Genomic DNA, 15098 nt, shown 5'->3' with positions numbered 1-15098 from the left:
ACTCATGGTTCCCGGTGTTATGCGGCCGGGTGGCGGGCGGCGCGAGCAGGGCGGCCCACGGGTCAGGAAGGCACACCTCAGGACTGCGGTACTGCCCAGTCGGCAGTTCGCCCAGGTGATCGTCGCGGTGCTGCTGGTGGCCATCGTCGGAGGCGCCGGCACGAACCTGTTCCTGAACGGAAGGAACGACCTTCCCGCCGATGTCGTGTTCCGCGCCGAAGGCGTCTCCATGACCAAGGATCAGCTCCAGCACCGGATCTCCCTGATGGAGTTCCTCTACGGCCTCCAGGAACCGACCACCGCCTCCGCGAAGGACAAGTTCACCCGGGATGTGGCGAAGTCGCTGGCGGTCAGTCAGGTCATCGACTCGGCCGCGCGAGCACGGGGCATCGTGATCGCGCGCAAGGAGGCGAGCGACCAGTTGCAGAAGATGATCAAGAACAACTCGTGGGGCGACACGGCCACTCTCACCCAGGAGCTCGGCGGCCACGGCCTGTCGGAGAACGACGTGCTCGGCGAGATCAAGCGCCAGCAGTCCAGCGCCGCGCTGTTCTCCAAGGCGACGGGCTCGGTCAAGGCGACGACGGACGCGGCCGCACAGGCGTATTACGATCAGCACAAGAGCCAGATGGTGTCGCCCGAGCAGCGGACCCTGGACAACATCGTGGTCTCGTCCCAGGCGCAGGCCGAGCAGGTGCTGAAGAAGGCCCGCACGGGCAGCGGCTTCGCCTCGCTGGCGAAGAAGTACTCCATCGACGCGAGCACCAAGGACAGCGGCGGCTCCCTGGGCGCGGTGAGCGCCGCCCAACTCGACGCGACCTATGCGAAGGCCGCGTTCAAGGCATCCGACACATCGGTGTTCGGCCCGGTCAAGACGTCCGAGGGATGGAACGTCGGCAAAGTCGTCGCCATCCACAAGTCCGTTCCGCTGTCGTTCGGCCAACTGAAGACCGTGATCAAGACCAAGCTTGAGAACGACGCGCAGCTCAAGGTCTGGGACGCGTTCTTGAAGAAGCAGATCATCGCCGCGCATGTCGTCTACGCGGCCGACTACCGGCCGGCGGACCCCGACTCTCCGCCGGCTCCCACCACCGCTGGCTGACCAGCGACCGGCATCGGACGTACAGGACGGGAGAGTTGTGCTCACGCTCATATTGGTAGTGGTCGCCGGAGCGAGCCTGATATCGGGCTGGCTGCTCGGGGTGACGGTTCTGGTCTATGTCGCGCTCGCCGCGTCGGCGGTGGGCCTGCTGGTGATGGCAGGCGATCTGTGGCTGCGCCGCAGGCGGGCCCAGGAGGAGGGCTTCGAGCCGGACGACGCGGTAGGCGACGACGCGGAGGACGACGACAAGGACAAGGTCGCCGCGATCGCCGCCGAGGGGAGCGACACCGAAGCGCAGGAGGGCGAGGAGAGCGACGTCGAGGCCGCGGACGAGGATGTCCTCGACGGCCCGGACCCGGACCCGGACCCGGCGCTGAGCGACGACTCCCTGGTGCTCATCGTGGCCGGGCGCAAGCGCTTCCACACACCGGGCTGCCCGTCGCTCGACGGAAAGGACTACGAGGAACTCACGCTCGCCGAGGCACGCGAGGAGTCCTTCACGCCCTGTACCCTCTGCGCCGGCGCAGCGGTCAAGGAACTGGCCGTACGTCAGCGCTGATGGGCCGGATGCGATGGGCCGGTGCCTTGTTCCCGCCCGGCGCGGCAGCCCGGTCCACCCGGTGTCAGTTGGGCGAGGTCTGCTTCACGACCTCGTGCCACCTGCGTCGGGCGTCCTCGTACCAGCGGGAGCGCAGTTGGGTGAACACCACGGCGGCGCGCCTGCCGATCCAGTTCGGCAGCAGCTCCTCGGGGAGCTGGGGGTCCAGAAACGGGAACCGCTGCCACTCGCTGACCAACTGGACGTGGTTGAACAGCAGAGGGTCGCCCGCTTCCGGCTGCAGTCCGCTGAAGCGGATCAGCAACTGCTCGTACTTGGCGGTCGCTTCTTGGAGGTCCCATGCCCGGTGAACGATCTCGTCCTCGCGCAGCCCGATCGCCAGCGAGGTGCCCACGAAGGCCAGCGTCGAGTCCCGCAGGCCGAAGTCGTCGATCACCTGCTGGACGCCCTGCCGGCGTTCGGGATGCGGCGCCAGCCACACGCCGGGGGTGGGGTTGCCGAAGCCCTCCCAGCTCAGCGCGCCGTACAATTTCTTGCGTACCGAGCGCTGGCTCTGCGGGATGCTGACCAGCAGGATCAGCCAGTTCCCGTCCCACCGCTCGGGCGGTGCGCTCATCGAGTACACCCGCTTGGCGCCGTCCTCGATCAGGCGCCGGCCCGCGGGTGTCAGGGTCCACTGGACCTCGCGGCCGACGCGCTGCCCGGTGATCCAGCCGGCGGCGGCACCGCGGGCGATCGCCTGCCGCGCGGTCTGCTCCTCGATGCCCAGGCCGGTGAGGACGTACAGCAGCGACGACGTCCACGCGGAGTCCCCGTTCGGCATCACCAACTCGCCGAGCACGGTCAGCAGCATCGAGCGCGCGCTCCCCACGCTGACCAGGGATCTGCCGGTGCCGGTTCCGCCCCGCGCGGGGTTCGCCGCCGCCTGCCGTTCAGCCATGAAAACGCTCTCCCCACTCGTCGATGTGTTCCGGATTCTACTGTGCCGGTCAGCGAGTGGCAGTGGTCCGTCGGCAAGCTCGGCGATGTGTGAAGCGGGCATCCGCGCACACCCCGCCACATCTGACGTGCGCGAACGGACGTGGGAAGGGCTCCGAGGAGAAATATCATTCTACACTCTTTCGAAGTATCTTCCAAAAGATGTATAACGATGGTGCTGTGGATGGAGGCTCCCTGCCGGCGCGGCCTGGCGGGGCCGACTGCCCGGAACGCGGGCTACTTCTTGCAGGAGGCGAGATGCCCATGGAGCGCAACCCCCTCACCCGGTCGTACTGGCCGGCTGAAGAATCCGGCGAGGACGTCAGGAACCTGACGCTGGGAGACCTGCTGCGCGAAGCGGTGAAGGCTGCGCCGGACCGGCCGGCCCTCGTCGACGGCGTCAAGGACCCGGCAGAGCGCCGGGTCTGGACCTATGCGCAATTCCTTGAGGTGTCAGAACGCGCGGCCCGCGCGCTGCTTGCGCGGTTCTCGCCCGGCGACCGGATCGCGATCTGGGCGCCCAACAGCGCGGACTGGATCATCCTCCAGGAGGGCATCAGCCTCGCGGGAATGGTGATGGTCGCCGTCAACCCCGCCTATCGGGTGAACGAGCTGGGGTACATCCTCCGGCAGTCCCGTGCCACGGGCCTGTTTCACGTCGACTCCTACCGCGACTCCGACATGGCGTCGGTGGTGGACGCGGTGCTGCCGGGGCTGCCCGATCTGAAGGAGGCTGTTTCGTTCTCCGAGTGGGACGTCTTTCTCGACTCCGGCGACCCGGCGCGGGAGCTGCCGCCGGTCGCGGCCACCGACCCGATCCAGATCCAGTACACCTCGGGCACGACCGGCTTCCCCAAGGGTGCCCTCCTGCACCACACCGGGCTGGTGAACGAAGCCCATTTCGTCGCGCTGCGGGCGGGCATGTCGGAGGGCGGTGTCTACATCAACGCGATGCCGATGTACCACATCGGCGGCGGCGCGGTGACGTCCTTCGGCGCGCTCGCGATGCACGGCACGTTCGTCATCATGGCGGGCTTCGACGCCGGGCTGATGCTGGAGCTGTTCGAGGTGTACCGGGGCACCCACTCGCTCGTCGTGCCCACCATGCTCATGGCCCTGCTGGACCACCCCGACCTGGCCTCCCGTGACCTGTCGAGCCTGCGGACCATCATGTCGGGTGCCTCGACGGTGCCGGCCGCCCTGGTGCGGCGGACCATCGACACTCTCGACTGCCAGTTCAGCATCCTCTTCGGCCAGACCGAGATGCACGGCGTGATCAGCCAGACGCGGGTGACCGACTCGCCCGAGGACCAGTCGGAGACCGTCGGCCAGCCGCTGGCGCATCTGGAGATCAAGATCGCCGACCTGGGCACCGGGGCGCCTGTCCCGCTCGGTGAGAAGGGCGAGATCTGCTGCCGCGGCTACCAGAACATGCTCGGCTTCTACGAACTGCCCGCGGAGACCGCGGAGACCATCGACGCCGAGGGATGGGTGCACATGGGTGACGTCGGCACCATGGACGAGCGCGGCTTCCTGCGGATCACCGGTCGGTTGAAGGAGATGATCATACGGGGCGGAGTCAACATCTATCCCCGGGAGATCGAGGAACTGCTCATCGCGCACCCCGCGATCGCGTACGTCGCTGTGATCGGCGTCCCCGACGACAAGTGGGGCGAGCAGATCGCCGCAGTCATCCGCCTCAAGGACGGTGCGCCGACGCCGACCGCGGACGAGCTGAAGAAGTACTGCCGGGAGCGGATCGCGGCACACAAGTCGCCCGTATACTGGATCTTCGTCGACGAGCTCCCGGTCACCGCTTCCGGCAAGATTCAGAAGTTCCAGCTCAAGGAGCAGTTCGCGGCCGGCGTCCTGGAGGCCCAGGTGGCCCGGTCGTCCGAACGGACGCCGGGCCAGGACCTCACACGCTGAGCGCCCACCTGATCCGCTCGGCCACGGCGTCCACCTCGCCGACCGCATCGATCGTGTGCAGTAGGCCCTGGCCCGCGTAGTGGTTCACCAGCGGCGCGGTCTGCCGGGCGTAGACCCGCTGGCGGTGGCGCACGGTCTGCTCGGTGTCGTCCGCGCGCCCCGACTGCGCGCCGCGCACGGCCAGTCGGCGCAGCACCTCTTCGGTGCCGACGCGCAGTTCGAGCACCGCGGTCAGGGGGATGCCCAGATCCGCGAGCAGGCCGTCGAGGGCGTGCGCCTGTGGCCGGCTGCGCGGGAAGCCGTCGAGCAGGAAGCCGCCGGCCGCGTCGGGCTCGGCCAGCCGGTCCCGCACCATCGCGACGACCAGTTCGTCCGGGACCAGGTCGCCGGCGGCCATGGCGGCGCGGGCGGCGTTCCCCAACTCCGTGCCCTGGTCCAGATTGGCCCGGAAGATGTCCCCGGTGGAGATGTGCGGGACGTCCAGCCGTGCCGACGCGATCCCGGCCTGTGTGCCCTTGCCCGCTCCCGGCGGTCCGATCAGCACGATACGCATCAGTGGGAGACCCTCTCGTCATTGACGACATAAAGTGGAACTGGATCATAGATGTTGTCACATATCCGGGATGCGCAGGGTTCCGACGGGGCTTGTTCGCCCAAAAAGTTCGACAAACACTTGGCAGTGACGCAAAGAAGGCGTAGAACGTCAGGTAGGGAGTGAAGACCGACCAGAGGAGAGCGCTGATGTCCGCAGACGCCCGCACCGGACCGGCACCCGGCCCCACCGGCCCGATGAGCACCATCGACTACAACGAGCGCATCCCGAACAACGTCGACCTCGCCGACAACCGGCGCCTGCAGCGGGCGCTGGAGGGCTGGCAGCCGAAGTTCCTCGACTGGTGGCGGCAGCTCGGCCCGTCGCTGCCGACCAAGGACGTCTACCTGCGCACCGCCATCGCGGTCGGCCGCGACGGCTGGGCCCACTTCGCGCACGTGCCGATGGAGGAGTACCGCTGGGGAATTTTCCTGGCGGAGCGCAACCCCGACCGCACGATCGCCTTCGGCAAGCACAAGGGCGAGCCGGCCTGGCAGGAGGTCCCCGGCGAGTACCGCGCGGAACTCCAGCGGCTGATCGTCGTGCAGGGCGACACCGAGCCCGCCTCGGTGGAGCAGCAGCGCGTCCTCGGCAACACCGCCCCGAGCCTGTACGACCTGCGCAACCTCTTCCAGGTCAACGTGGAGGAGGGCCGCCATCTGTGGGCGATGGTCTACCTGCTGCACGCGTACTTCGGTCGTGAGGGCCGCGAAGAGGCCGAGCAGCTCCTCAAGCGCAACTCCGGCGACCCCGACAGTCCGCGCATCCTCGGTGCGTTCAACGAGGAGACCACCGACTGGCTGCAGTTCTTCATGTTCACGTACTTCACCGACCGCGACGGCAAGTACCAGCTCGGCACGCTCAAGGAGTCCGGCTTCGACCCGCTCGCGCGCACCTGCGAGTTCATGCTCAAGGAAGAGGCGCACCACATGTTCGTCGGCACCTCCGGCGTACAGCGGGTGGTGGAGCGCACCGCGGAGCTGATGAAGCAGCACGGCACGGACGACATCCTGCAGTACGGCGGCATCCCGTTGCAGGTCGTGCAGAAGTACCTCAACTTCCAGTTCTCCGTCTCCATGGACCTGTTCGGCTCCGAGCAGTCCACCAACGCGGGCAACTACTACAGCTCGGGCCTCAAGGGCCGCTGGCAGGAGGCGCGCCGCAAGGACGACCACGTGCTGCTGGACGCCAAGCGCGTCATGAACGTGGTCGAGGACGGTCGGATCGTCCAGCGTGCGGTGCCGCAGCTCGGCGCCCTCAACCTCGATCTGCGCGACGAGTACACGGCAGACTGCGCCAACGGCGTCCGCCGCTGGAACCAGGCACTCGAGGACGCGGGCCTGGAACAGCGGCTGCTGCTGCCGCACGAGGGCTTCCACCGCGCGGTCGGCGTCTACGCGGGGCACCACATCAGCCCCGAGGGCGAGGTCGTCGACGAGGCGACCTGGCAGGCCCGCAGGCGCGAGTGGCTGCCGACCGAGGAGGACCGCGCGGCTGTCTCCTCGCTGATGGTCCCGGAGTACGAGCCCGGCCGGTTCGCGGGCTGGATCGCCGCGCCGCAGACAGGCATCAACGACCAGCCCGTCGAATTCGACTACGTCCACCTCGCCGAGGAAGCCCTCGTCTGAGCCGGTCCGCCGAACTGCGCCGCCACCGTCCCCGTTCGTCCCGTCCCGTCCTGCCGTCCGTTTCCCGTACCGCCCGTCCAGTCCGCTGAAAGGTGTGGCATGTCCGTTCCCGTTTCCGTGAGTGACAGTCCCTTGAAGGAAGGTGCCGCGCCGGGCCGGCCGGACTCCGGGTCCGCGATCACCTTCCGGGTGACTCCCGACCGCTACCGCCACTGGAAGGTGGAGGTGGACGGGGAGGTCGCCACGGTGATCCTCCTCGTCGACCAGGACGGCGGCCTGGTCCCTGGATACGAGCTGAAGATGAACTCGTACGACCTCGGGGTCGACATCGAGCTGTACGACGTCGTGCAGCGGCTCCGCTTCGAGCACCCCGAGGTGAGGTCGGTGGTCATGACCAGCGGCCTGGACCGGATGTTCTGCGCGGGCGCCAACATCCGCATGCTCGCCCAATCCACCCACGCGTGGAAAGTGAACTTCTGCAAGTTCACCAACGAGACGCGCAACGGCATCGAGGACGCCACAGCCCACTCGGGCCAGACCTGGATCGCCGCGCTCAACGGCACGGCCGCCGGCGGCGGCTACGAACTGGCGCTGGCCTGCGAGCAGATCGTCCTCATCGACGACGGCTCCTCGGCGGTCTCACTGCCTGAGATCCCGCTGCTCGGCGTGCTGCCCGGAACCGGCGGTCTGACCCGCGTGGTCGACAAGCGGCATGTCCGCAAGGACCGCGCCGACGTCTTCGCCACCAAGTCCGAGGGCTTCCGCGGCGCCACCGCCGTGGAGTGGGGACTGGCCGACGCCACCGTGCCGCGCGCCCGCTTCGCCGAGGAGATCGCCCGCCGCGCGCACCAGGCGGCGGCCGACTCACCGCGCCCGCAGGACGCGCAGGGTGTCGTGCTGGCCCCGCTGGACCGCAAGGAGTCCGCCGACACGCTTGCCTACCCGCACGTCACCGCCGTCCTCGACCGCTCCGCGCGGCTGGTCGACATCACCGTCCACGCCCCCGCCGCCGCCCCGCCGCAGGACGCCGCGGCGATCCACGCCCAGGGCGCCGACTACTGGCCGCTGGCCCTGACCCGCGCCCTGGACGACCTCGTCCTGCACCTTCGCACCAACGAGCCCGACATCGGCACCTGGCTGATCCGCACCCAGGGGGACACCGACACGGTGCTCGCCTACGACACACAGCTCGCCGAACTCGCCGCCGACTGGCTCGTCAACGAGATCCGGCACTACTACAAGCGCACCCTCAAGCGATTCGACGTGACCAGCCGCAGCATCGTCGCCGTCATCGATCCGGGAAGCTGCTTCGCCGGCCTGCTGCTCGAACTCGCCCTCGCCGCCGACCGGCAGTACATGCTCGACGGCGTCTACCAGGACACCGACCCCGACGCGACGCCCGCCGCGGTCGTCCTGACCGGCTCCAACCTCGGCGCCTGGCCGATGAGCAACGACCTCAGCCGGCTGCAGTCCCGCTTCTGGGGTCACGACGATGACCTCGCCGCCGCCCGGGCCCGAACCGGCGAGCGGCTGGACGCCCGCGAAGCCGCCCGGCTCGGCCTGGTCACGCTCGCCTTGGACGACATCGACTTCGCCGACGAACTGCGCATAGCGCTCGAAGAAAGGGCCGCGTTGTCCCCCGACGCGCTCACCGGCATGGAGGCCAACCACCGCTTCGTGGGGCCCGAGACGCTGGAGACCAAGATTTTCGGCCGGCTCACCGCATGGCAGAACTGGATCTTCATCCGCCCCAATGCCTCCGGTCCCGACGGCGCCCTGCGGCGTTTCGGCACTGGGCGCAAGGGCGACTACAACACCGAGCGGGTCTGAGCCCGTGCGCGCCCTCCAGAGCAGTGGCCACAACGCGCAGACCTGGCTGGTCGACCGGCATGTCGACAACGGCCGCGGTGCGCACACCGCCGTCCGGGCGGGCAGCGGCTCGCTGACCTACCGCGAGTTGGCCGACCTGTCGGCCGACGCCGCGGCCGGACTGCGCTCGCTGGGACTGCGTCCGGACGACCGGGTGCTGTTCGTGACGAACGACGACGTGCCCATGCTCGCCGGCATCCTCGGCGCGTTCCGGGCCGGCTTCGTCGCCGTGCCGCTGTCCACCATGCTCACAGGGAGCGAACTCGCAAGCCAGGTAACCGACTCCGGCGCCTCGGTGCTCGTGGCGAGCCAGGAGTACGCCGGGGTGGTGCTGGCCGCCGCCGCGTCGGCGCCGCTGCTGCGGCATGTGATCGTCGACGCCGCCAAGCCGATTCCGACACCCGCCGGAATCCACTCCCTGACCTGGTCGGAGCTGACCAGAACGGGGGCCGCGGCCGGCCCGGACGAGCGTGCCGCGGCCCCCGTCAGCGACGACACCTGGGCGCTGTGGCTCTACACCTCGGGAACCACCGGGTCCCCGAAGGCCGCGATCCACCGGCACGCCAACATCCGGCATGTCAGCGAGACCTACGGCGCCCAGGTGCTGGGGATCAGCCCTTCGGACTCCTGCCTGTCGGTCGCCAAGCTGTTCTTCGCCTACGGCCTCGGCAACGCGGCGTTCTTCCCGCTGTCGGTCGGGGCCACCACCGTGCTGGAATCCCGGCGGCCCACGCCCCAGGTGTTCGGCGAACGAGTGCGGCAGGACCGGCCGACGCTGTTCTTCGGCGTCCCGACCTTCTACGCGGCACTGCTGGCCTCGGACCTGCCCGACGACACGTTCAGTTCGGTGCGGCTGGCCACCTCGGCCGGTGAGCCGCTGCCGGCCGCCCTGCAGGTGCGGTTCGGCGAGCGGTTCGGGGTCGAGATCATCGACGGCATCGGGTCGACCGAGGCCCTGCACATCTTCCTGTCCAACCGACCCGGCCAGATCCGTCCCGGCACCACCGGCCGCCCCGTGCCGGGCTACGACATCGAACTGCGCGACGCCGCGGGCCGGCCGGTGCCGGACCTCACGCCGGCGGCCCTGTACGTGCGCGGCCAGTCGATCGCGGAGGGCTACTGGCGCCGCACCGACGCCACCAGGACAGTCTTCCAGGGCGAGTGGCTCAACACCGGCGATGTCTACGTCCGCGACGACGACGGCTACTACACCTGCCTCGGCCGCGGAGACGACCTGCTCAAGGCGGGCGGTATCTGGGTCTCGCCCGCGGAGATCGAGGGCCGGCTGCTGGAGCACCCGGCCGTCACGGAGACCGCCGTGGTCGCCTTGACCGACGCCTCGGGGCTGGACAAGCCGGTCGCCTGCGTCGTCACCGGCGCCCCGGTCACCGCCGACGAACTGATCGACTGGTGTCGCAATGGCCTGGCCGCCTTCAAGCGCCCACGAGCGGTGATCTTCATGGAAGAGCTGCCCAGGACTTCCACCGGCAAGCTGCAGCGGCTCAAGATCCGCGAGCTGGTCGCCAACCTGCACGTCCCCCTGTCAGCGGCGTTCACCGCCCTGCCTACCCCGAACACTGGAGGCCAGCCATGACCGCCGCCCACGTCGACCTGCTGATTGTCGGTGCGGGGCCGGTGGGCCTGTTCGGCGCATACTACGCCGGGGTTCGCGGGCTCTCAGTGGCCGTGGTCGACTCACTCAGCGAGGTCGGCGGGCAGGTCACCGCGATGTACCCGGAGAAGCAGATCTTCGACATCGCCGGATTCCCCGCCATCTCCGGCCGCCGACTGGTCGGCAACCTCGTCGAGCAGGCCGCGCCGTACGACCCCGTCTATCTGCTCGGGCAGGAGGCGCAGCAGTTGGAGCGGGTCGTCCGCGGCCCCGAGCAGGATCTGCTGGTCGTCACGACCAGTTCCGGCCGGCAGATCGCGGCCGGGGCCATGGTGGTCACCGGCGGGATCGGCACCTTCACACCGCGCCCGCTGCCCGGGGGCGATGACTTCCTCGGCCGGGGCCTGGAGTACTTCGTGCCCTCGTCGTCGGAGTACGCGGGCAAGGATGTGGTCATCGTCGGCGGCGGCGACAGCGCCGTGGACTGGGCGCTGATGCTCCAGCCGATCGCCGCGAGTACCACGCTCGTGCACCGCCGCGAGGCGTTCCGGGCCCACCACGCGTCGGTCGAGCAGCTCAAGGCGTCACCGGTGCGGATCATCACCAACGCCCAGGTGAAGCGGACGACGGGCGCCGAGCAGCTTGAAGCGATCGAGATCGCGGTGACCGGCGAGAGCGCGCCGCGGACGCTTGCCTGCCACAAGCTGGTGGCCGCACTCGGCTTCACCGCCAACCTCGGTCCGCTGCGCGGGTGGGGGCTCGCCCTGCACGACAACCGGCACCTGGTGGTCGACTCGGCGATGCGCACCAACCTCCCGGGCGTCTTCGCAGCCGGGGACATCACCCACTACGACGGCAAGATCCGGCTGATCGCCGTCGGGTTCGGCGAAGTGGCTACCGCGGTCAACAACGCCGCGGTGCACATCAACCCCGACGCGCAGCTCTTCCCCGGTCACTCCACGGACAGCCAGGCTCCGCTTCCCGTCTCCGCCTGATCCACGCAACCCCCGTGATCCGCGGCTCTCTTACCGACACCCCGACACCCGTATCCAGTTGAGAGGCAGCAGGCCGCCATGCCGTACGTCATCGCCGCACCATGCATCGACGTCATGGACAAGTCGTGCATCGAGGAATGCCCAGTCGACTGCATCTACGAAGGAGAGCGCAAGCTCTACATCAATCCGAAGGAGTGCATCGACTGTGGTGCCTGTGAGCCGGTGTGCCCGGTCGAGGCGATCACCCAGGACCGGCGCACCGACGAGGAGCACGTCGAGTTCGTCGAGGACAACCGCCGGTTCTTCACCGAGCCGCTGCCGGGCCGTGACGCCCCGGTGGGCACGCCTGGCGGTGCCAACAAGATCGGCCCGGTGGGGGTGGACACCCCGATGGTGGCTGCGCGCTGATGTCGGAGAACCCCGAAAACCGCCGTACTTTGACCGATCCTCATAACCTACAGTTCTCGACACCGAATCACTCAAAGCGTAGAGTGTCATTATGAGCGAACAACCACGCGAGCACGATTTCGATGGCTATGACATCTTCTCGTCGGACTTCAAGGAAGACCCGCACGCCGTCTGGGCGGCGATGCGGGCGGCCGGGTGCCCCGTGGCCCACTCCGACGAGTGGGGCGGCTCGTGGATGCCGGTGTCCTACGACGACATCCGGAACATTGCCCGCGACGGCGCCCGGTTCTCCTCCCGCGCGGTCGAGGTCGCCGGGCCGCTGGAGTCGGCGGGCGGCCTGTACCTGCCCCCACTCACCTCGGACCCGCCTGCGCACAAGCCGCACCGCGACATCCTGATGCCGTACTTCCTGCCCGCGCGGATCGCGGAGTTCGAGCCGTTCATCCGCGACCAGGCCAGGGGCCTGGTGGAGGGGCTCGCAGCGCGTGGCGGCGGCGACGTGGTCGACGACTTCGCCCAACACCTGACGATCGCCGTGCTCACCAAGATGCTCGGAGTCCCGCCCGGCGAGCAGTTCACCGACTGGGTGATCCGGATGATCCGGGTCGGCCCCAAGGACCAGGCGGTGCGCGCGCAGGCCGTCGACGAGATCCTCGCCTACCTCGGAGGGCTGCTCGACGAGCGCGAGGCCGAGCCCAGGAACGACCTGATCAGCTATCTGGCCGCGGTCGACCTCGACGGGGAACCGCTCTCGCGCAAGCACAAGATCGGCGCTGCCTTCCTGGTCCTGCTCGCGGGCGCCGACACCACCTGGAGCGCGATCAGCGCCTCCCTGTGGCACCTGGCCTCCCATGACGACGACCGCAGGCGTCTGGTGGCCGACCCGGGGCTGCTGGACACCGCCACGGAGGAGTTCCTGCGGGTCTACGCCCCGGTCAGCGTCGGACGGATTGCCACGGAGGATGTGAAGCTGCACGACCGCAGCATTGCCGCAGGCGAGCGCGTACTGCTGGCCTTCGGCGCTGCCAACCGAGACCCCGAGGTCTTCGAGGACCCCGACGAGATCAGGATCGACCGGGCCCGCAACCGTCATCTGACCTTCGGGTCCGGCGGCCACCGCTGCCTCGGCTCCAACCTCGCCCGGCTGGAGCTGCGGGTGACCCTGCAGGAGTGGCTGCGGGCGATGCCGGACTTTCATCTGACCGACCCCGACAGCGTCGTGTGGAGCGGCGGCCAGACCCGCGGCCCCGAGCGGGTGGACTTCGAGGTGACCCGGTGAGCGGCCGCATCACCGCACCCGACGACGACCAGCCACCCGCCCCGCTGCGCGGGGTCCGGGTGGTCGAACTCGCCCACTGGATGGCCGGCCCGGCGGCCGGCGGCCTGCTCGCCGACTGGGGCGCCGACGTCGTCAAGATCGAGCCGCACGGCGGCGAGCCGATGCGCAACATCTGGGGCTCCATGGGCGCCAATCCGGACGCGCCGAACGGCGCCTTCACCTCGGCCAACCGCGGCAAGCGCTCCATCGAGGTCGACATCCGCACTCCGGACGGCCACGAGGTGCTGCGCCGGCTGCTGGACCGGGCCGACGTGCTGTTGACCAACCTTCGCCCTGCCGCCCTGCGCCGCCTGGGCCTGTCCCCCCAGGAGGTGGCCGGCAACTACCCGTGCCTGGTGTTCTGTTCACTGACCGCCTACGGCTGGGGCGGCGACGACGAGGAGCGGGCCGGCTACGACCTTGCCTCGTTCTTCGGCCGCACCGGCATCGCCCACGAGCTGACCACGCAAGGGGAGCCGCCCGCGCCCCTGATGCAGGGCCTCGGTGACACCTTCACCGCGATGGCGGGAGCCGCGGGCATCCTGGCCGCACTCCACGAGCGGCAGCGCACCGGGCGCGGCCGGATGGTGGGCGTCTCCCTGCTGCGCACCGGAATGTGGGCGCTGGCCGGGGAGTTGGGAGTGCAGGCCATGGGCGGCAGGCCCCGGCCGCCCTACCCCAGGGACAACTGCCCGACGCCGATGTACAACTCCTACCGCACTGCCGACGACCGGTGGTTCTTCCTGGTCGGAGTCCAGGCCGGCCGCCAGTTGCCCAAGGTGCTCGCCGCCATCGGGCGCAACGACCTGCTCCAGGACGAGCGGTTCCGCACCCCGCGCGACCTCACCAAGAACCGCAGGGACTTCATCCCCATCCTGGACGCGGCCTTCGCGGCCCACCCGCTGGAGTACTGGGCCGAAGTCCTCGACAAGCACGACGTGTTCTGGGCCCCGGTGCAGACCCCGGCTGAGGTCGTCACTGATCTGCAGGCCCGCGCCACCGGAGCGTGGGTCGAGATCGAGAACGCCGGGGTGGAGTCGGTGGACTCCCCGGTCAGCTACGACCAGGTGCGGCGCCATGTGGTCGCCGGTCCGCCGCGGGCGGGCCAGCACACCGCCGAGGTACTGGCCGAACTGGGCTACGAAGGGCGGGAGATCACGCGCCTGACGGCCGACCCGCCAACCGCGGGCCAATCCACGGCATGACATGAGCGGCGTGGCTGACCCGATCCCTTCTGGAGGATGACCGATGACCGGTGACGACATCGTGGTCGACGCCCATGTGCACGCCCCTCGTCTGTCCACGCTCAGACCCGCCTGGCTGGAGTGGGCCGACAAGTACTCCGGCCGCCACCGCTGGCGCGACGCCTACGACGAGCAGGGCGATCCGGTGCCCGAACAACTGGACGCGCTGTTCGCCGCCGAGGGTGTCGACCGCGCGCTGCTGTTCTGCGAGTACAGTCCTCGGGCCACCGGCATCCAGTCCTTCGACGACCTGCTGCCGATCGTCGCGTACAACCCGGTGCGCTTTCGCCCGGTGGCGAGCGCCAACCCGCATCTGCACTACCCGATGACCGCCGAGATCGAGCGGCAGCTCGACCTCGGAGCGGTGGCGGTCAAACTGCACCCGGTGCACGGCGGGTTCTCCCCGGCCTCCAGGGAACTGCACTCCACCTACGCCCTGTGCGCCGAGCGCGGCGTCCCCGTCATCCTGCACTCGGGCACCTCCACTTTCCCTGGCTCCCGCACCGGCTACGGCGATCCCGCGCTCCTCCTTGACGTCATCGAGGACTTCCCCGACGTGCAGTTCGTCTTCGCCCACGGCGGGCGCGGGTGGTGGTACGACACCGCCGCGTTCCTGGCCCTGTCCAAGCCCAATGTGTGGCTCGACCTGGCCGGGCTGCCACCGAAGAAGCTGCCGGAGTACTTTGCCCGCTTCGACCTGCCCAGACTCGCCGAAAAGTGGATCTTCGGCACTGACTGGCCCGGCGTGCCCGGCGCCTCCCGCAACGTGGCCGCGCTGCGCGACCTGGGCCTGCCCGCCGACACCGTGCGCGCCGTACTGTCCGGCAACGCCGCCAAGATCTTCCCCGGACTCGGGGTGTGAGG

The 15098-nt window shown here is 69.3% G+C and carries 13 protein-coding genes; 11 read left to right on the top strand and 2 right to left on the bottom strand.

Annotation, left to right across the window (positions count from 1 at the left end; all coding sequences use genetic code 11):
• Positions 1 to 4: 4 nt before the first annotated feature.
• Entirely contained in the window at positions 5 to 1102 is a 1098-nt protein-coding gene (locus ACFXJ5_RS21430; protein ID WP_384633156.1) for a peptidyl-prolyl cis-trans isomerase, read from the top strand.
• A 37-nt stretch (positions 1103 to 1139) separates the two neighbouring features.
• Positions 1140 to 1661, top strand: coding sequence for a hypothetical protein (locus tag ACFXJ5_RS21425; protein ID WP_384633153.1), 522 nt, complete (start codon positions 1140 to 1142; stop codon positions 1659 to 1661).
• Between the two features lie 64 nt (positions 1662 to 1725).
• Here the strand turns inward: ACFXJ5_RS21425 and ACFXJ5_RS21420 are convergent, their stop codons facing one another.
• Positions 1726 to 2601 (bottom strand): PaaX family transcriptional regulator C-terminal domain-containing protein, encoded by an 876-nt coding sequence (locus ACFXJ5_RS21420; protein WP_384633151.1) that lies wholly within the window; start codon positions 2599 to 2601, stop codon positions 1726 to 1728.
• Between the two features lie 302 nt (positions 2602 to 2903).
• Between ACFXJ5_RS21420 and ACFXJ5_RS21415 the strand changes: the two genes are divergently transcribed.
• Complete coding sequence (locus ACFXJ5_RS21415; protein ID WP_384633148.1) at positions 2904 to 4568, top strand: AMP-binding protein; 1665 nt, start codon at positions 2904 to 2906, stop codon at positions 4566 to 4568.
• Here the strand turns inward: ACFXJ5_RS21415 and ACFXJ5_RS21410 are convergent.
• Positions 4558 to 5121 carry an adenylate kinase gene (locus ACFXJ5_RS21410; RefSeq protein WP_384633145.1) on the bottom strand — a complete coding sequence of 188 codons (564 nt, stop codon included), beginning with the start codon at positions 5119 to 5121 and terminating at the stop codon, positions 4558 to 4560. The two genes, ACFXJ5_RS21415 and ACFXJ5_RS21410, sit on opposite strands and share 11 nt — an antisense overlap.
• Before the next feature lie 188 nt (positions 5122 to 5309).
• Between ACFXJ5_RS21410 and boxB the strand changes: the two genes are divergently transcribed.
• From boxB to ACFXJ5_RS21370, 8 genes are all read left to right on the top strand, one after another.
• Complete coding sequence (gene boxB / locus ACFXJ5_RS21405) at positions 5310 to 6788, top strand: benzoyl-CoA 2,3-epoxidase subunit BoxB (RefSeq protein ID WP_384633142.1); 1479 nt, start codon at positions 5310 to 5312, stop codon at positions 6786 to 6788.
• 99 nt (positions 6789 to 6887) lie between these two features.
• Positions 6888 to 8618, top strand: coding sequence for a 2,3-epoxybenzoyl-CoA dihydrolase (gene boxC / locus ACFXJ5_RS21400; RefSeq protein WP_384633140.1), 1731 nt, complete (start codon positions 6888 to 6890; stop codon positions 8616 to 8618).
• A gap of 4 nt (positions 8619 to 8622) precedes the next feature.
• Complete coding sequence (locus tag ACFXJ5_RS21395) at positions 8623 to 10251, top strand: benzoate-CoA ligase family protein (protein WP_384633136.1); 1629 nt, start codon at positions 8623 to 8625, stop codon at positions 10249 to 10251.
• On the top strand, positions 10248 to 11264 hold the full coding sequence (locus ACFXJ5_RS21390) for an NAD(P)/FAD-dependent oxidoreductase (protein WP_384633133.1): 1017 nt from the start codon (positions 10248 to 10250) through the stop codon (positions 11262 to 11264). The genes ACFXJ5_RS21395 and ACFXJ5_RS21390 overlap by 4 nt, the downstream gene beginning before the upstream one ends.
• Before the next feature lie 78 nt (positions 11265 to 11342).
• Positions 11343 to 11672: a ferredoxin gene (gene fdxA, locus ACFXJ5_RS21385; RefSeq protein WP_384633130.1), complete on the top strand. Its 330-nt coding sequence runs from the start codon at positions 11343 to 11345 to the stop codon at positions 11670 to 11672.
• Positions 11673 to 11763: 91 nt separating this feature from the next.
• The gene (locus ACFXJ5_RS21380) at positions 11764 to 12951 is read left to right on the top strand and encodes a cytochrome P450 (protein WP_384633127.1); all 1188 of its coding nucleotides are present in this window, start codon (positions 11764 to 11766) and stop codon (positions 12949 to 12951) included.
• Positions 12948 to 14195 carry a CaiB/BaiF CoA transferase family protein gene (locus tag ACFXJ5_RS21375; RefSeq protein WP_384633124.1) on the top strand — a complete coding sequence of 416 codons (1248 nt, stop codon included), beginning with the start codon at positions 12948 to 12950 and terminating at the stop codon, positions 14193 to 14195. Before ACFXJ5_RS21380 ends, ACFXJ5_RS21375 begins: the two co-directional genes overlap by 4 nt.
• Before the next feature lie 43 nt (positions 14196 to 14238).
• Positions 14239 to 15096 (top strand): amidohydrolase family protein, encoded by an 858-nt coding sequence (locus ACFXJ5_RS21370; protein ID WP_384633121.1) that lies wholly within the window; start codon positions 14239 to 14241, stop codon positions 15094 to 15096.
• Positions 15097 to 15098: the final 2 nt, after the last annotated feature.

The organism is Streptomyces sp. NPDC059373 (assembly GCF_042751495.1).
Lineage (GTDB): Bacteria > Actinomycetota > Actinomycetes > Streptomycetales > Streptomycetaceae > Actinacidiphila.
This window is presented reverse-complemented; position numbering and strand designations above follow the sequence as displayed.